Below are 19,033 nucleotides of genomic sequence, written 5' to 3' on the forward strand. Positions count from 1 at the left end.
GCCGCCTCTCCACCTAAAACTCAATATTTCCTACCAGGGCTCTTTTTTGTACTGTCCGCACAACCTAGGGCAGTTCAAAATCCTCTTCGCACAGCCTCTTCTATTTTGCAGCAACCGCTGCTATTTCGTTATTCAATCACAATAATTTCATGCAGTTCCGGAGCGACGCCGTCCCACACAATCTGGAGTTCCACAATATCGCCCTCCGGCAGACGGTCGAACACGTTGAAGCTCTGCGTCAGCGCGCCGATCTCTACAAAGTTCTGCTGGCCCGCCAAACGCGCAAGCACACGCGCGTTGGATAGCGTGTTGGGGCTCTGCTGAACATTGATCTGCCGCAGGCTCTTACCGTCGGACAGACGATACAGCAGCACGCCGTTGTCCGCCTTGGAGCTGTCCGGCAGGTATGTTGTGCTCAGATCACCGTCCGTCAGGTTGGACGCCGCATGGCCCTGCTTCTCAATCGGCTCGCTGACAAAGGTCGGGTTGTTCTCCGATGGGATATACGCCCCGCCGTTGAGGACGATCTCATTCAAGCGCACCCATTTGTCGCTCGGGCCGGGGCCGGAGGTCAGGCTGACCTTCAGGTAGCGGGCATCCTTGTCAATGCCGGTCTGCGTCAGCGTATTATAGGAAACTTCGTGCACCGGGAATACATCCTGCAACGTAACGTCCGTCCTGCCGTCGCCGATGGTCAGTATTTTTTCCCAGTTGGCGTTGTCCAAAGAGACGTATACGTCCGCGTTGCGCGGGAAGTCCCATTCACTGTCGCTCAGGACAAACTTGAGGGAATCCAGATGGATCACCTGGCCCAGATCGTAGGTGAAATAGCGGCCGTTTGCCTGACTCCCCTTGAACTGCGTCTGCGTGGTCCAATCGCCGTCAAACAGGTTTTTCGCATCGCCGCCAATAGAACCGATGGTATTGGCCGCCAGGGAAATCGGCGCAATTTCGTTGGATGTGACCGTCAGCGCATCCAAACTGCATGTAACTGCTTCCGTCCCGCGGTTGATCAGCCGGATATAGCGCGCGGGCTGCGGACTTGCGGAATCAAACGCGCTCCACTCCCTGGTATTCATGGAGGTTTCCAGCGTCAGCTGTTCCGTGCCCTCCCCTGTTGCGGCAACGGAAGAGAGGTCGCGGATTCTGGGAAGCTTCATTCCCACATATTCGCCCGCCGCCAGAGTGGCGTTCCCGCCGGAAAGCGTTGCGGTATCCGTCGTGACTTCCGGCTTCCAGTCTTTGAGGGCTTCCACGTTGGTGTAAACGCCGCTGCTGGTATCCTTCTGCGTCACCTCAAAGGTACGGAACGCCGGCCATTTCGGGTTGTCTTCATTGTCGGCCTTGAGCGCGCCGTCCTGAATAAAGCGGATGTATTTTGCGGTGATATCCAGATTGCTGAGCTGGATATTGGTCTGATAGGGACCATAAGTCTGGCCGTTGTTCAGATCGGTCCAGGTTTGTCCATCCATGGAATACTGGAATTTGCCATAATAGAACGCATCCTGCTGCTTTCCGTTGGTGCCCTGCACCACGCGCACGCCGGTGATCTGCGCGGGTTTGCTGAACTGCAGGCCGACATAGTCGCCCCGCTGGACATACCGTCCCATCCACGCATGGGTGCTGTCATTGCCGTCCACAATGTTATTCAGGCTGCCTTCATAGATATTTTGAGCGGTAAAATTAGTGTACAGGCTGGATTTTACGGTATCCCCTTCCACAGGCGCAACAATTGCCTTGACCGGATCGGACAACTGCTGCGACAAGGTGGTTGCAAAGGGAATCAACCGTTTTGAGCCGGCCTCTACCAGCTGAATGGCGTCCTTGTTTTTCACGGGGAAGGCCTTGGAACGCGCAAACTGCGCGGTTCCCTCCGAGTAATGCGCCCACACCGCGTCGTTATTGTGTTCTTCCAGCGCGATCGCGGTCTGGATCAGCTCCTTATTGGCCTTGCAGAGCGCCTGCAGAGAGAGACGCCACGGTTCCATTTCGTCTTTCAAATCCTCATTTTTTGACTTTTCCGGGAAAGCCTCCGTCGCTTCAATGATCTCGTCAAACTCGGCGATCAACTCGGCGCCGATTTCTTTGATGGATTCGCCCACCGCATACTTCGTCTTAAAGGACTCCAGCTTCGGGTTCAGCTCCACGGATTCCGGCAGGCTCAGGCCGTGGGTATTCGGCGTCGGGTCCTGCATATGCTTCGCCATCGTATGCAGCTCTTCCGCTGCGTCCGGCTCAATGTATTTAAAGCTATCCTCCCAGCTCTTGTCCTTGTTAAACGCGCCGATGTTCCATGTGTAATCCGCCACGGCAAAGAGGGCCGTTTTACTGCACTCCGCCTGCTGCATCGGGTTGCTGACAATTCCTTCAAAGCCGGTGACGTTTTTGCCCATCACTTCGCCCGGTCCCATCAGCAGACGGACCTTATTGATGTCGTTGACCGGCCAGTTCAGCCACATCAGGGCTTCTCTGCCGGTATGCTGTGTAAAGTAGTCAAACGTTCCCTGGTTGACCCAGCCGCAAACGCCGTCGCCCGTCCAGAAGATGTGTACATCCTCCGGCATGGTACGCCACGTCTGCAGTTCCGAAACGCTGGTCCAGCCTTTATTATAGCCGGGCGGGCAGAAGAGCAGGTCTTCCATGTCTTCCTTTTCCTTCACCCATTGATCCAGGTCTGTCATCAAACGGACCATATTCGCCGGGCTGAGTTTGCCGGCGTCGTCGGCCAGCACGCCGAACTGGCGCACGCCCACGTCGTAGAGCTGCTGGAATTTTGTTTTTACCACCTGGAGATCATGTGCATAATTGTCCCCAAAGTTGATGCCCTGGTTCATAAACGGGTGGATGGTCCAGACAAACCGGCATTTGGAGTCGATGCCCGTCTGCACCATATCCGCGATTTCATCCAGCTTTTCCTGCGGATACAGGGTCCGCCACTGCTCATTATGATACAGGTCGTCCTTCGGTGCAAACACATAGGTGGTCATTTTGAACTCGCCGCCGAACCGCATCAGGGACTTGCGGTCCTCGTTGCTCCAGGGCAGTCCGTAATAGCCCTCGATAAAACCGCGGTACTCCGAATCCGAGTAGTCGCTGACCGTCAAATTGCGAATGTTTCGATCCTGCGTCTGCTCCAGAATATGTTTCAGCGTGGTCGCGCCATAAAACGCGGCGTCCGTATCCTTGCCTAAAATGGAAACGACGCCGTCCTGCGCGGAGAGGACATACGAATCCATCTTGTCGAACAGCCCCTCTTCCTTCAGGCTGTTCTGCTCCGTGTAGGCGTCCGCAGCGCTGCCGTCTCCGTTCATGCCGATCAGAAGGGTGCTTCTGCCCTGGACGGGCTGCCCCGCATCCACCGCCTGGATATCCTGCGCGGCAAGCGCCTGCACCGCGCGGTTCCGGGTAGGCGCGTCGATCCCCTCGCTGCAGATCAGCGTGACTGTATCCGTCAGCTCGAATCCTCCGTCTGCATAGACGACGCTGTGCGGCGTCGGGTAAAGCTCGTACGTGTCCGTGTTGGCCCGGGGCGGCGACTGATTCTGCGCTGCAAACGCGGTGATCACAACGGAGACCAGCAGCGTCAGACACAGGAACGCTCCAAGCGATGATTGCCATCTTTTTTTCATGTTTTCTCCTTCTTCCTTCTCAAACTCTTTCCCGGTCATTTCGAACGATACGGGAACCATATGATCAGTTTTATTGTATAAATTCCCAGAGAGTTTGTCCATGGATTTTGCGCTATTTTTCCCGCCTGCGATTATTTTTCGAAAACAAGTTTTCACTCAAAAAAAAGACGGGCGATCCGAAGACCCTTCTTCAGATCGTCCGCCTGTGCAATATGATTGTATTACGCCTGTTTCAGTTCAAACCAAAACAATACGCCTGTACCGGTATTCCGGACGCCATAGGCCATGCCGTGCAGCTCCAGAATATGCCTGGCAATCGCAAGCCCCAGGCCGGTCCCCCCTTTTGCGCGCTGCCGGGAAGCGTCCGCCTTGTAAAACACATCCCATATCCGCTCCTGCTGTTCCTCCGGGATCGGCGCGCCTTCGTTTTCCACCTCACAGCGGACGGCATGCCCCGCATGAAGCACACGGACAGAGATGATCCCCCCTTCCGGCGTATGGCGTATGGCGTTGGAGAGGAAGTTGGAAAGCGCCTGCGCGATACGGCCCCTGTCCGCCGTTATCTCACAGTCCGGCTCCGTTTGTAAGGAAATTTGGACTTCCTTCTCCTCCGCGGCGGACCGGTACCGCTCCGCCGCCTCCTGCGCCAGCTCATCCAGAAAAAACGGCTCCATCCGCAGGCGGAAGGATTCCGACTCCATGCGGGACAGATCGAGCATCTCCAGAATCAGTGCATTCATCCGCTCCGTTTCATCCAGAATGACCGCCAGATAATGCGCGCGCTTCTCCTCATGAATGTTCTCCTGCAAACTTTCGCAGTAGCCGTGAATGATACCGAGCGGCGTTTTCAGCTCATGCGCGATGGCGTTGGTCAGCTCCCGCCGCTGTTTCTCCCGCTCCACCTGCCGGTCATACTCCCCCTGCAGATGATGGGACATCACATTCAGGCTGTTCGCTAGCTCCGCGATCTCGTCGTCCCGCCCTTTCTCGACCCGGTACTCCACATCCCGCTTGCCGGAGGCCATCTCCAGCGCGGCACGGTTCAGCCCTTCGACCGGCCTAGTGACAAACCGGGAGAGCTCGCTGGACAGTACGCGCATCAGGAAACCGGCGGCAATCAGGCCGATCAGGTAGACATACAGCATCTGGCGCACCGCGAGCCAGACCGGGTGGTAATCCGTTGCATACAGCAGCCGGTACCCATCGCCGTCGCGGTATCCGTCCGCATAATAAGGCTTCGCCACGCCGGACAGCGATAACGCCTCAAATGAAGTGTCAGGCGGAGAAAACTGTAAAAAACGGTTCAGCTTCTCACGCCCTTTTTGATAGGGCTGCGCCTCATCATAGTATTCCACCCAATGGAGATTTGGCATATGAAACACGACGTCGCGGTATTCCCGCAGCTTCAATCCATCCACATGCTCCGGCTGAAAGTCCTTGCGCCAGCTCTCCACGCTGCCAACCCAATCAATTTCCAGGCGCTGCGGGATGACGCGGTTCCCATCCGCATAGCCCCACACGGAGTTAACAGTCCCCGTATTATTCCACCGGCCGCCGGGCCCCGCCGTCCTCGCATGGCTCAGTAAATCGGAAAGCTCCAGCAACCCCATATCATCGTCCAAAAAAAGATATTTGTCCGTCCCATCCTCCGGATCGGAAAAGGAGATGGTTCCAAACCCGGCGCGTGCGACCGGATGCAGCTTTGTTCCGTCCGACCAGCAGAGCACCGCGTCCGGATAGGCGTTGCGGTAACTTTGTCTCCCGCAAAAGTCCGCCAGTATTCCGCTCAGCTCCACCTGATCCTCCACGGTGAGCTGGTCCGGGGACTTGCCGTCCACCACCGCGCCAACCTGATGGGACACGTCGCTCCAATTCAGCTTCAGGGTCTGTATCAGCTCGCCGCGATGGGACATGGCCAGAATCACTGTGGTAAACAGCATAATCATCAGATAGAAAATGCAGAAATGCATTGCCGTGCGCCGGTATACGCTGCGGCGCAGCCCGGTCATTTCACTGTACATGCATGCGTTCCTCCTTCCGCCGTGAACGAGTACCCCACCTTAATCACCGTTTTGATACAGCCCGCCTTTCCGCCCAAAGCGGCGCGCAGCTTCTTGATATGCGTATCCACCACGCGGTCCTCCCCAAAATAATCGAACCCCCACACCTTTGCCAGCAGTTGTTCCCGTGTCAGCACACAGTCCCGGTTCTCCATCAACACCGCCAGCAGCTCAAACTCCTTCGGCGCGAGGACGCATTCCTTCCCGTCCGCCAGTACCTTGCGCGTTCTGTAATTGAGCGTGATGCCGCCCATGGAAAGCGCCGCGCCGCCGCGCACCTGCCCTTTGGAGCGCCGGATCAACGACTGCGCTTTTGCACAGAGCACCGCAAGGGAAAACGGCTTCGTCACATAGTCGTCCGCCCCCAGCTCGTATCCGAAGAGCTTGTCGTCCTCGTCGCTGCGGGCCGTCAGAAAGACAATAGGCACCTCGCTGGCCTTCCGGATGCGGCGGCAGACAGAAAAGCCGTCCAGTTCCGGCATCATAATATCCAGCAGAACGATGTCGAATTCCGTCTCTTCCAGCCTTTGCAAAGCCTCCACGCCGTCCCGCGCACCCGTCACCACAAACCCCTTCTCCCCAAAATAATCGGCGATGATTTCCCGCATGCGCGGTTCGTCTTCCACGATCAACAGCCGGTCTGCCATTGCATTCTCCCCTTTCTATCCTGTATTGTAAACGTGCCGTTTGTCCTCTTTGTGTCCTTTCGGGTTCTTTTATAAAACAGACCGGGCCGCTGTACAAAACAGCAGTCCGGTCCACCCCAGTCCCTATTTGTTATTCCGCGCCCGCGCCGACCGGCTCCGCCAGGATATGTTCCTTTTGCCGGAGTATATCGTCCGTGAGCAGCAGCTCCTCCATGCGGTCCATCCCCAACCGCTCCACCATCAGGCCGAAGCGCTCCCGCGGACGCCCATAGCGGCGGTATGCTAAAAGGGTTTTCTCCAAAATGTCCATCGCGTCGATGGCGGAATAAATGCCCGGCAGCTCCGACGCCTTGCGGCCTTCCCGGCCCCAACGCCCGCCGATCACAATTTTGACGCCGTGCGCCTGCGAGCTGAGGCTTTTGAAATAGCAGTTGCGGATACATTTTCCGCAGGCGTTGCAGCGGTCTTCATCGATGGTGATCTTGCCGTCCACCACCCTGGCGGCGCCGCGCTGGCACCCCTCCTGCACAATGCACTTCTTGCAGCCGCGGCACTTGTCCCAGTTGACCAACGGCTTGTTCTGCCCGATCAGGCCAAAGTCGTTCAGGTCGGGCTTCATGCAGTTGTTCGGGCAGCCGCCCACCGCGATTTTAAACTTGTGCGGCAGGGCGACGTCCTTGTAGCCCTCATAAAACCGCTTGTGGATCTGTTTGGCAATCGCCTGCGTATTGATCTGTCCGAAAACGCAGGTGGTTCCTTTGCACGCCGTCACCGGGCGCACCTTTGCGCCGGTACCGCCGGTCTCCAGGCCGGCCTGCGCCAGATGCGCCTGCAGGGCGGGAATGTCCTCGTACCTGACCCCGGATATCTCCACGGTCAGACGCGTGGTAAACGCCACTGTGCCGCTGCCGAAACGATCCGCCGCCTCTGCAATATTCGCAAGCTGTGCGCCGGACAATGTACCGTTTTCTGTAATGACGCGGACGTTGAATTCGTCCTCGCTCTCGCGGTTGAACAGGCAGCCCATCGCCTTTACCCGCTTTTTATCCGCTTCTGTAATCTTCATATTTTCTCTGTCACTTTCCTTCCTGTTTATTCCGCCGGGATGTAATACGGCACACCGGCCGCATCGTCCCGCAGAACCTTTGCCTGGATGCCGAACACGGTCTTCAGCAGCTCCGGCGTCAAAATGGCCGCGGGCGGCCCGTCCGCAAACACGCCGCGATCCCGCATGACAACGATGCGGTCCGCATAGCGCGCCGCCTGGTTTAAATCGTGCAGGACCATCACTGTGGTAATGCCCTTCTCCCGGTTCAGCCTTCGCACCAGACGCAAAATATCGTACTGGCAGCCCACGTCCAGAAAGGTGGTCGGCTCATCCAGCAGCATGATCTCCGGCTCCTGTGCCAGCAGCATCGCGATCCACGCGCGCTGCCGCTCGCCGCCGGAGAGCGTCGCTACCGGGCGGTCGCCCAGCGCATCCACGCCCACGTCCGCCATGGCGCTGTCCGCCGCCGCAAAATCCTCGGCGGACAGCCGCCCGCCAAAGCCCGCGTAGGGATACCGCCCGCAGCAGACCAGCCGCCGCACGGTATAATCCTCCGGCGACTTGACCCCCTGAGAGAGGATCGCCAGCCGCCGCGCCAGTTTTTTGGTATTCTGATGATAAATGGACACCCCATCCAGCAGAACGTCCCCCTTCGCCGGGTACAGGCTGCGCGACATCGCTTTTAAAAGCGTCGATTTGCCGCAGCCGTTGCGGCCGATCACCGCCGTGAGGGACCCCTCTGCAAACGTAAGGGAAACATTTTCAAGGATGTTCCTTGCGCCGTAGCTGATGGAAATATTTTTTACCTGCAACATCGCGCTTCGTCCTCCCTCTCAGCAAATACAGGAAAAACGGCGCGCCCAGCACCGCCAGGATAATCCCCACCGGCACCTCGATGGGCGGCGCAAGAATGCGTCCCAAAGTGTCGCAGAACATCACCAGCGCCGCGCCGCCCAGCGCCGCGCCCGGCACCAGGTACCGTTCATCCGAGCCGACCAGCATGCGGATCAGGTGCGGGGCGATCAGCCCCACAAACCCCAGCAGGCCCGCCACGCTGACCGCGGCGGCCGCCAGCAGCGCGGCGACGGCGATCGCCGCCAGCCGGGTCCATTCCACATGCAGGCCCAGCCCGGTGGCCGCCTCGTCGCCCAGCAGGAGCACATTCAGCCGCTGGGAGAGCAGCACCGCCAGCACGAGTCCCGCCGCCGCATACGGCAGCAGCATCTGCGCGTGGCGCCAGGTGGCGCCGCCGAGCCCGCCAACGGAAAAGCTGACAAATCCCGTCAGCTGGTCCGGAAAAAACACCATCAGCGCGTCCACGCCCGCGCGCAGGAAGGTGGACGTCGCCACGCCCGCCAGAATCATCCGTGTGGGATTGATTCCATTGCGCCACGCCAGCAGGTAAATTGCCAGCGCGGTGAGCAGGCCTCCCGCAAACGCGGCGGGCGGCAGGATTGCATACAGGTTTCCGGGAAACAGCACCATCGCCAGCATGCCGAAAAAGCCCGCGCCGGACGACACGCCAATCACGCTGGGAGAAGCCAGCGGATTGCGCATGACCGCCTGCAGCAACACGCCGGAAACCGCCAGACACGCCCCCACCATCGCGCCGCAGAGCGCGCGGGGCAAACGCAGGTTTACGACAATCTGATGCTGCACGCCGCTGTGTTCCAGAAACAACGCGCGCCAGATCTCCGGCAGGGAAATCCGGACCGCGCCGCCGCCGATACTGAGAAAAAACGACGCCGCGCAAAATACCGCCAGCAGCCCCAGCGCGGCAAAGCGCGCCGCCGTCCGGTGGCCGGTGTCAAGCTTCATCGCCATACAGTTTTTCATAGAAGAACGCGAACGCCTCCGGGTAGCGCGCGTTCGGCTTCAATGTGGAAAATTCGCGCGGCACCACATAGATGCGGTTGTTCTTCACCGCGCTGACCTCCTGCCAGGCGGGATTGCTCTGAATTTCATTCATCGCGTTTTCCTCCGCCTTTTTGCCGTCGCGCGCCATCTGGATAAACAGCACGTCCGGGTTGCTTTCCAGCACCTTTTCCATGCTGAAGTCCACCATGGACTCGCCGTGGGCGGTCTCCGCGTCGATGACATTTTCCGCGCCGAGGCGTTCCAGCATATCGCCAACCACGCTTTTGGGCACGCCCGCCTTGACATAGCTGGCGGTGGCGTAGAGGATCATCGCCTTCTGCTTCGGCTTGCCCTGGGCCTTCTCGATCTCCGCGTCCACCCGCGATTTGATTTCACTCAGTTCTCCGCCGTGCCCGGGCTGATCCGTAATGTGGGTGAACAGCTCGAACAGGTAGAGGAAATCGTCGTAATCCTTGTAGCTGACAGAAATATTCGGCACGCCCGCCTGCTGCAGGGCCGGCTGGATCTCCCGGTGCTTGGTCAGCGTATTGACCAGAATCACCAGGTCCGGCTGATAGCCCACGATCTTCTCCACGCTGGGCGTGCTCATTGTGCCGATGGTCGGCAGGGCCTTCGCCTCGTCCGGAATGTTGTCCTCCCCTTCGATGCGGGCCACCGCAGAGCCGCCCGCCATGTACCAGAGATCAAGCACGGAATTGAGCAGAACCAGCACCTGCTGCGGGCGCTTCTGGATGGTCACCTCTCCCGCCAGCACATCGTCCAGCGTGATGGTATCCCCCGTTTCCGCAATCACATTCTTCAGCAGGCCTGTTTCCGCGTCTACGGCGCCCTCCTGCGAGGCCGAAGACGGCTGCGACGTTTCTCCCTCCGCCGGGTTGGCTGTGCAGCCTGCGGCGGCAAACAAAAGCGCCGCCGTAAGCAGCAGCGCCAACATTCTTTTTTTCATGCTTCCATTTCCTTTCTTTCCTCCACAGGGCGCTCCGCCGCGGGCAGAACCACCTGGAAGGTTGTAAACTGTTCATTGCTGAAGGCGGAAATCGTTCCGCCGTGCAGCTCCGTGATCTCCTTTGCAATGGCAAGCCCCAGCCCCGCGCCGCCCGTCCGGCTAGAACGCGAGGCGTCCGCGCGGTAGAACTTGTCAAAGATGCGCTGGAGCTGCTGCTCCGGAATCTGCGCGCCCGCGTTGCGGAACTGCAGCACCACCTGGTCCTCCCGCCGGAACGCGAGGACCGCGATTTCCGTCCCCTCCGCGCCGTAGTTGATGGCGTTGCGCAGCAGGTTGTCGAACACGCGGGCCAGCTTGTCCGCATCGCCCCAGACGGCCAGGTCCGGCTGTACATCCAGGCGGCAGCTGAGCGCCTTCTCGCTGAACTGCGGGTAGAACTCCTCTGTCAGCTGGGCCAAAAAATGCGTCAGGTTGACATGGGTCCGTTCCAACTCGATGTTTTGCAGATTGAATCGCGTGATCTCAAAAAATTCGTTAATCAGTTCCTCCAGCCGCTCGGCCTTTTCCAGCGAAATGTGGGTATATTTATCGCGCAGCTCCGGCGAGATTTCCTTCTCGTCATTGAGCAGGTTTAAATAGCCGATGACGGAGGTCAGCGGCGTTTTGAGGTCGTGCGCCAGATAGACCACCAGGTCGTTCTTGCGCTGCTCCGCCTCCTTCGCCTCGTACTCCCGCCGGCGCAGCGTGGTTTTGATCGTATTCAGCTTGATCTCCATTGGGCGCAGCTCCGTGGGCAGTCGTATGAGGGCGTCCGTTTTTTTCAGCACCTCGTCGGCCGCTTCGCTGATCTGGTTCATATAGCGGCTGATGCGGGACATCGCCAGATAAACCGCCAGCGCCAGCAGCAGCAAGAAGCCAAACGCCAGCCAAAAGGTCTTATTTCTCCGGATGACTTCGTGATAGAACTGCAAAGCGCCGTCATAATCCATGCCAAAAAATTTACAGAAGGAGATGAACGCATCCGCAAACGGGGCCTGCAGCGCGCCGTCCACCATGGTATACAAAAAAATCACGCCAAGCAGCGCCGCCAACAGGACCACGCCTGCAATCTGCAGGACCATCTTTAACTTCAGGCGCGTATATCTATCCTTCAATTTTGTACCCGACCCCCCAGACCGTCTTGATGAACTTTGGACGTCGCGCGGGCTCATGCAGTTTTTCGCGCAGGCGGCGGATGTGCACCATCACCGTGTTGTTGGATTCCAGGTACTTTTCCTTCCAGACCGTCTCAAAGAGCTCCTCCGAGGACAGTACCTTGCCGCGGTTCTCGCAAAGGAGCCACAGCAGAGAAAACTCAATGGGCGTCAGGTCCACTTTCTGGTCGTACAACGTACATGCGTGCGTGTCCTTGTTGATCACCAGGCCGGAAAAGTCGATCTCGCTCTTCTCCTCCCGCGCCTCCGTGTTGTAGCGGGTGTACCGGCGCAGCTGCGCCTTGACGCGCGCCACCAGCTCCAGCGGGTTGAACGGCTTGGTTACGTAATCGTCCGCACCGATGGTCAGCCCCGTAATCTTGTCCATGTCTTCCACGCGGGCGGTCAGCATGATCACCGGATAAGTGTGCGCCTCCCGGATTTTCCGGCACAGGTCAAAGCCGCTGATGTCCGGCAGCATCACGTCCAGCACCGCGATATCCGGTTCTTTTTCCTTTATATAGGCCAGCGCCTGCGCGCCGTCCATGCATTTGCAGACGGTATACCCTTCATTTTTCAGATACAGTTCCACCAGGTCCGCAATTTCTTTTTCGTCGTCTACCACAAGGATTTCCGGCATTTTTATCGCCCCCTAAAGAAACGCGCGGCTTATTTTCGCGCGCGCACCGCCGACGTGCCCTTTTCCCGCAGATAGGTGCTCTCCAGATCCGCCAGATGCAGCTTGACCGCCAGCGGGTATTTCTCATACGCCTGGCTCAGCGCAAAGCTGCCGCCCCGCACCGCGTCGTCAAAACCGCCCATGTGCCAGCGGATGGCGACGGCCTCGCTTGTTTTGAGACGCAGAAAGCGCTCGATCAGGAAGACCGATTTCTCTCCATGCCCATACGGAAAACTGTCCTCTACCATATAATAAGCTTTCTTTTCCCATGCGCCGGTCTGTTCGTTTTTTACATTGCGCGTACCTTCTTTGTAAAACTGCGCCTTGCAGACGTCGTGCAGCAGGCCGCAGATGGCAAAGCTCTCTTCGTTGTCCGACTCCGGGTCAAACTGTTTTTCCATCATGGTGCGGTACACGTTCACACTGTGCTGCACCAGTCCGCCCAAACAGGCACAGTGAAATTTGGTACTGGCGGGCGCCGTAAAAAAATCCGTGCGGCTCAGCCACTCAAAAAGCGCCTCGCTCCCGTCCCGCGTGATTTTGCTGCGGAAAATCTCCTCAAATTCTTCTTTATATCCCATAGTTCCTCCTTGCTCCGGATTTTCAACCGACCTTCTTATTAATTTATTTATTATACTGGATTGATTGCCATGTGTAAAGGATGTTCACCGAATGTTCTTTCACAGTAAATTTTCATGGATTTTCGTTGCAATCTTATGTATTTTTGTGTCATTCTAACGAGGGAATATTGATTTTCAAAAAGCTTCATGTTAATATAACGCTAAGAACGGATGACAACGGGACAAATTTTTAGGCAAATTATAATAATTCTTAATTTTGCTAATTCACAAATCCAATTTCCGGAGCCGTTGTTTCCAATTCCCGTCTGCTTTACAATGAGGAAAAATCGAGGATGGAGGTCCATCGACTATTCCTGTTTGGCAGTAAAGCAAATTTGAGAAGACACGAAGAAGAGGATGGAGGAAAAAATGAAAAGAAAGACACTACGCTCATTTGTTGCAGTCGCTCTGGCGCTGCAAATGGCAGCGGCCGGTGCGGTGCCCGTATTAGCGGCACAGACCAACGCAACGGCTGTGACGCCGGCATACGCCGTTTCTGCCGCGGAGGTAACTGAGGCGGGCGACGTTGTATTGTATCTCAGCGACTTGAAACCCACCTACACAAAAGTAGGCTACGGCAGCCTCGGCATCGACAAGGACATCGACAACAAACCCCTTCGCCTGCGCGATAACGACTTGAAAATTGTGGAATACACAAAAGGCCTGTGCGCGCACGCGGCGTCTGAAATCCGTTACGATATCTCCAGGCAGGGCGCCAGGCGCTTCCAGGCTTACATCGGCGTACAGGCGGACTCCGTTTATAACGGCGAGTACGGCAACTGCGGCTTTATCGTCGAGATCGACGGCGTGGAAAAATACAATCTCGCAGATCTCTCCGGAAAAGCGGCGCAAAAATTCCTGGATATTGAAATCCCGGAGGGCGCAAAGGAATTGGTGCTGAAAACCACAAACGGCTCCGACGGCGTCACCACCTGCGACCACAGCCTGTGGTGCGACGCAAAGATTTTCTGCGATGAGTCTGTGCAGACCGCGCTGGCCTCCGCTGAGGCGCTTGCCAGCCAGTCCGTGGTGCAGATCGGCAAAACCGCACAGCTTTCCGTCAAGGGGTATTCCATCGGCGGCGCGGAAGTTCCGGGCGACACCCTCACCGTTACTTATAAGAGCTCCGACGACGCCATTGCAACTGTTGACGCAAACGGCCTGGTAACAGGCGCCGGCGACGGCATTGCGACCATCACCTGCACGGTTATGCAGGGCGACGTCGTTCAGGAAGCAACCATCAATATCATCGTCGGCAAGGGCGATCCGGACTCCACATGGGAAATCACATCCCCGGACGGCAGCGTCAAGGCGCTGTTCAGCCTGTTCGACGGCAAAGTCAGCTATTCCTCCTTTAAGGACGGAGACATCATGGTCGACAACTCCAGGGTTGGCCTGACCACCAGCCTCGGCGATTTCTCCGACCTCAGCTTTAAGGACAGCACCACAGCGGAGATCAACGACCCCTACGAGCTGATTGGCGCTAAAGTGACGCAGGTGGAAAACAAAGCCAACGAGACGACCCTCAACTTCACCAAGGAAGGCGTGGAGGGCGTTACCTTCAGCGTGGTTGTGCGCGCGTACGACGACGGCATTGCATTCCGTTATGCCATCAACGCCGAGGAGGCCGGTAAAGCCATCACCATCAGCTCTGAAAACACCAGCCTGCAGATTCCGCAGGGCTCCACCGCCTACGTGATGCCGTACATCGCGCACAACGAGCAGGTGGAAGAAGAACGTCAGCTCAGTGAGCTGAACGAGCGCTACTGCATGCCGCTGCTGTACAAGACGCCGACCGGCCAATACGCTCTGATCTCCGAGGCCGCCCTGAACGAGGAATACTGCGGCGCGGACATCATCGGCAACCCGAACGGCCGTCTGGATATCGTATTCTCCAACGAACAGGGCAGCAAAGCCATCACCACAACGGCGCCGTTCGTCACTCCGTGGCGTTTCGCCGTAATGGGCAACACCGACGACATTGCGATGAACACCATGGCGGAAAACCTCAGCCCCGCAAATGTCATCGGAGACACCTCCTGGGTCGAACCGGGCGTCACGGCGTGGACCTGGCTGAACCGCGAGTCCACCAGCGATCCGGATGTCTACAAGAAATATATCGATTTCGCCGCCGAGATGGGCTGGCAGTATGTACTGCTGGACGAAGGCTGGCAGCCGAAGGGCAGCAGCAACGGCCACAGCGGATACGCTTATTGGGGCTATTTTGACTGGACCGAGGATCTGCTGCAGTATGCCAAGGATAAGGGTATCCGCCTGATCGCCTGGCAGAACCACAACGATCTGAAAAAAGAAGGAGAAGCGGAGCGCCGCATCAAAGAACTGGCCGATATGGGCTTTGCGGGCATCAAGCCGGACTTCTTCAACTCCCAGTCGCAGGACTACATCAAATTCTATATCAAGCTGATGCAGGTCACAGCGGATAATAAAATGTGGATCAATATTCACGGCGCCAACAAAACGACCGGTGAAAGAAGAACCTATCCGAACGCCCTGTCCCGTGAGGGAATCTTCGGCGCGGAACAGGATCTGTTCCGTCCCGCGGACGTCAGTTCATTCCATAACTGCATGCTGCCGTTCATGCGCGCTGCGGTTGGCCCGGCAGACTATACGCCAATGTTCTCGCACCGCACCAACACCCGCAAGCAGTTCACCATCGCACAGATGGGCGCGCTGACCGTCTCTTACGAAACCGGAATCCAGTGCTTCGCGGACCGTCCGGACGCTTATTTGGACAGCCCGGCCTGCGACTTCTTCAGAAGCTTCCCGAAGCAGTGGGATGAGGGTAAGATCATCGCCGGCGAACCGGGCGAATACGTCAACACCGCGCGCAGAAGCGGCGATAACTGGTACCTTGGCCTGATCTGCAACGAAGCGCGCACCGCGGAGTTCAAACTCGACTTCCTCGACGATGGCGACTACTTTGCTTATATTTATGAAGACGGAGAGACCGTCGACGATATCACCGCCCGCACCCAGAAGGTCGATAAGAATACCACTTTGACGATCCCGATGGCCCTGCACGGCGGCGCCATGATCAAGATCGTCAAGGGTATGCCGTCCCAGGCGGATTCCATCACCCTGAACGAAACCGAACTGACCATGATGCCGAACGAGTCCGCGACATTGACCGCAACGCTCTCTCCGGAGGATGTGGACTTTAAGACCGTCACCTGGACTTCCAGCAATCCGGAAATCGCAACGGTTGTCAACGGCAAAGTGACCGGCCTCAAGCCCGGCACCACTACCATCACCGCGATAACCGGTTTTGACGGCGATGTTACCGCCACCTGCGAAGTGACCGTCCGCCGTCCGGAATTCTCCCTGACGAACGACTGGTCCATCATCCGCAGCAATCCGGAAAATTGGAAGCTTAACGACGTAAATTCCATCACAATCACTACGGAGGCAGGCGAGTTCTACAGCAATACCGCCAACGCCAAAAACGTCTTCCTGACCCCGGTTTCCGGCGACTTTACCGCCACAACAAAACTGACCTTTGTCCCGGGCGCCGACTATCAGACCGCGGGTATCATCGTTTATAAGAACGACAATAACCTGTACGGCGCATATAAGAGATCCCATTCTGGATTTAAGGGCAATATCTTTACCGATTTTGCCATCAACAACGGCAAGGCGAGCGAGCACACCACGCCCGATCCGGATAAGAACGCGCCGGTTTACCTGAAGGTTGTCAAAGCCGGCACCACCCTGACCTCCTATTACAGCTACAACAACGAAGACTGGACCCAGATTGCCAGCCCGCTGAATGTTTCCGGCCTGAGCGGCGACAGCCTCCAGATCGGTCTCTATGCGGTAGACGGCAACGGCAAGAGCGGTTCTCTCCCGGCTACCTTTGAGAACTTCACCATCGATGGCGAAGTTGTACCGTTCGCAACCAAGTACACGGAAGCAACCGGCATTGAGCTGAACGCCACCGAACTGGATATGGTCCAGTACACCAGAGAGACTCTGACAGCTATCAAGACCCCAGCGGATGCGGACGACAGCATCACCTGGAAGTCCAGCGATCCCGAAATTGCCACCGTTGAAAACGGCGTGATTTCCGCACTGAAACCCGGCACCGTGACCATTACCGCCATGACCGGCTTCAATAACGCCGTCACCGCGGACTGCAAGGTCACCATCACCGAGCCGGATATGGTTCTGGCGGACAACTGGAACGTTGTGCGCGACGATCCGTTCAACCGCACTGTCAATGAGGATGGCTCCGTGACCATCATTACGCAGGCGGGTGAAAACTATCCGGGCAGCATCCTGGCGAAGAACGTCATCCTGACCCCGGCCGGCGAGGACGACTTCACGCTCACGACGAAGCTCGACTTCACCCCCACCGGCGACTATCAGAGCGCTGGCCTGACAATCTATGCAAACGATCAGGCAATGTTCGGCGCTTACAGAAGATACCACTCTCACTTTGGCGGCAACATCCTTGCAACGGTCGGCATCAGCGGCACCACAGGCAGCAGCCTGACCGAGCAGAGCGTTGCAGACCCGGATCCGGATGCACCGGTTTACCTCAAACTGGAGAAGGCCGGCGGCACTTTGACCGCTTCTTACAGCATGGATAACGAAACCTGGACGCAGATCGGCGATTCGGAAACCATCGAAGCCATCGGCAGCGCGGACAGCGTGCAGGTTGGACTCTACGCCGTAAACGGCACCAATAAGCCCGGCGCGATCCCGGCTACCTTCTCCGACTTCGCGATCAACGGCACGAAGGTCCCGTTCGTCGCTGAGAAACCGCCGGTGGAAGAAGGCAAGCTGGCTGTCACCTACAACAAGGGCGTCAACCTCTATGTCAACGGCGAAGAGCAGAAGCTCGCGAACCTGATCGGCAAATTCTCCGGCGTATACGAAGAAGGAACCGCGCTCGAGCTGGCCTTCAAGCCCTACGTCGAGGCCAGGGAGTTCAGCAAAGTCATGCTGGGCGGCCAGGAACTCGAAATTACTGATACAAAGGAATTCACCTACGATATGACCATGGCCAAGGAAGGCGCCGCGCTTGACTTCCAGTTCACGCTGGTCAACAAGAGCATCCTGAATACCATGATCGGCTATGCAAACACCCTGGAAGACGAGGTCGCCGATGCGGTTCCGAGCATTCAGGAGAAATTTGCAGCAGCACTCGAGAACGCGGAGACCGTCGCGGGCACCGTCGCTGTTACACAGGAGCAAATCGACTCCGCATGGGGCGATCTGTTGAATGTCATCCACTACCTGCAGTTCAAGCCCGGCAACAAGGAAGACCTGAAAGATCTGCTGAACAGCGCGATCGAGATTTCCGAATCCGGCGTCCTGACCGAGAAGCTCCAGAAGCTCCTGGACGACGCGATTGCACAGGCACAGGATGTTGTGGACGACCGCGACGCCATGCAGCCGGAAATCACAGAGGCCTATGATAAGCTCTTTGAGGTCATCGAGAAAATTCACGACAGCAATGTCAATAAAGACACGCTGCTGACGGTGATCCAGGAGGCCGAGTCCTACGACTTGAATGAGTATGTGGATCAAGGCAAGGATGCGTTTGAAGCAGCATTGAAGGAAGCCAACGACGTCTACGACAATCCGGACGCTACTCAGAAGGAAATCAACGACGCGGTGGAGAAGCTGAATAACGCGATGCAGGGCCTTCGTCTGAAGGCAGATAAGAGCAAGCTGGAAGAGCTGACCAAGGAAGCCAACGAAATGAACCTGAACGGTTATACCGCTTCCTCCGTTAACAACTTCAAAGCAGTCCGCAAGCAGATGAACGCTCTGATAGAGAAACCTGACAACGAAGTTTCTCAGGACGAAGTGGACGCTCTGATTAAGCGCTACTACGAAGTGAAGAACGGTCTGGCTCCCAACGGCAGCACCTCCAAGCCGTCCAACTCCTCCAGACCTTCCACGCCGATCTCTGACAACACCTACGGCGCATCCGGAACGGCCGTGGTTGGTGCAGCACAGAATGCACTGGCAGCGTTTGTCCGCTCCGATACCACCGTGGACTTTACCCTGAAGAGAGGCGCCGCATACTGCTTCAAGATGACAGTCATGAATGGAGACAATCTGGCTCCGAGCTTTACTGTCGGCAACGGCGATGTGCTTAAGACCCAGTTCGTGGCAAAGATCGGCAACGATTATTACTACAGAGTCTGGGCGATCGGCGCACCGGGTTCCAGCGCAGGCGTTTACACCACCCTGCCTGGTCAGAACGCAATGAAACATTGCACGGTAACGATTGGCTGATTGCTGCCACTACACATCCGCAGGTAAATATTATACGGTAAAAATCAGCTACTCCAGTTCACT

At 57.2% G+C, this 19,033-nt stretch carries 11 protein-coding genes; 1 reads left to right on the forward strand and 10 read right to left on the reverse strand.

The window, feature by feature from the left end; translation table 11 throughout:
- Nucleotides 1-128 precede the first annotated feature (128 nt).
- From I4V53_RS13365 to I4V53_RS13410, 10 genes are all read right to left on the reverse strand, one after another.
- Nucleotides 129-3,629: a beta-N-acetylglucosaminidase domain-containing protein gene (locus I4V53_RS13365; protein ID WP_195986195.1), complete on the reverse strand. Its 3,501-nt coding sequence runs from the start codon at nt 3,627-3,629 to the stop codon at nt 129-131.
- Nucleotides 3,630-3,850: 221 nt separating this feature from the next.
- Nucleotides 3,851-5,650 carry a sensor histidine kinase gene (locus tag I4V53_RS13370; protein ID WP_195986196.1) on the reverse strand — a complete coding sequence of 600 codons (1,800 nt, stop codon included), beginning with the start codon at nt 5,648-5,650 and terminating at the stop codon, nt 3,851-3,853.
- A complete protein-coding gene (locus I4V53_RS13375) occupies nt 5,635-6,336 on the reverse strand; it encodes a response regulator transcription factor (protein ID WP_195986197.1) in 702 nt (233 codons plus the stop codon). Before I4V53_RS13375 ends, I4V53_RS13370 begins: the two co-directional genes overlap by 16 nt.
- A gap of 130 nt (nt 6,337-6,466) precedes the next feature.
- Complete coding sequence (locus I4V53_RS13380; RefSeq protein ID WP_195986198.1) at nt 6,467-7,402, reverse strand: ferredoxin-like domain-containing protein; 936 nt, start codon at nt 7,400-7,402, stop codon at nt 6,467-6,469.
- A gap of 26 nt (nt 7,403-7,428) precedes the next feature.
- Entirely contained in the window at nt 7,429-8,199 is a 771-nt protein-coding gene (locus I4V53_RS13385; RefSeq protein WP_195986199.1) for an ABC transporter ATP-binding protein, read from the reverse strand.
- A complete protein-coding gene (locus I4V53_RS13390) occupies nt 8,147-9,220 on the reverse strand; it encodes a FecCD family ABC transporter permease (RefSeq protein ID WP_286167165.1) in 1,074 nt (357 codons plus the stop codon). The genes I4V53_RS13385 and I4V53_RS13390 overlap by 53 nt, the downstream gene beginning before the upstream one ends.
- A complete protein-coding gene (locus I4V53_RS13395) occupies nt 9,192-10,208 on the reverse strand; it encodes an ABC transporter substrate-binding protein (protein WP_195986200.1) in 1,017 nt (338 codons plus the stop codon). Before I4V53_RS13395 ends, I4V53_RS13390 begins: the two co-directional genes overlap by 29 nt.
- Nucleotides 10,205-11,362, reverse strand: coding sequence for a sensor histidine kinase (locus tag I4V53_RS13400; protein WP_195986201.1), 1,158 nt, complete (start codon nt 11,360-11,362; stop codon nt 10,205-10,207). The genes I4V53_RS13395 and I4V53_RS13400 overlap by 4 nt, the downstream gene beginning before the upstream one ends.
- Nucleotides 11,352-12,041: a VanR-ABDEGLN family response regulator transcription factor gene (gene vanR, locus I4V53_RS13405; RefSeq protein WP_195986202.1), complete on the reverse strand. Its 690-nt coding sequence runs from the start codon at nt 12,039-12,041 to the stop codon at nt 11,352-11,354. Before vanR ends, I4V53_RS13400 begins: the two co-directional genes overlap by 11 nt.
- A 29-nt stretch (nt 12,042-12,070) precedes the next feature.
- The gene (locus I4V53_RS13410; protein ID WP_195986203.1) at nt 12,071-12,661 is read right to left on the reverse strand and encodes an HD domain-containing protein; all 591 of its coding nucleotides are present in this window, start codon (nt 12,659-12,661) and stop codon (nt 12,071-12,073) included.
- 408 nt (nt 12,662-13,069) lie between these two features.
- Here I4V53_RS13410 and I4V53_RS14100 point away from each other — a divergent pair, with 408 nt between their 5' ends.
- On the forward strand, nt 13,070-18,970 hold the full coding sequence (locus I4V53_RS14100; RefSeq protein WP_195986204.1) for a glycoside hydrolase family 97 N-terminal domain-containing protein: 5,901 nt from the start codon (nt 13,070-13,072) through the stop codon (nt 18,968-18,970).
- Nucleotides 18,971-19,033 lie beyond the last annotated feature (63 nt).

The sequence above is a fragment of the Clostridium sp. D33t1_170424_F3 genome (genome assembly GCF_015667585.1).
Taxonomy (GTDB): Bacteria; Bacillota; Clostridia; order Oscillospirales; family Acutalibacteraceae; genus Anaeromassilibacillus.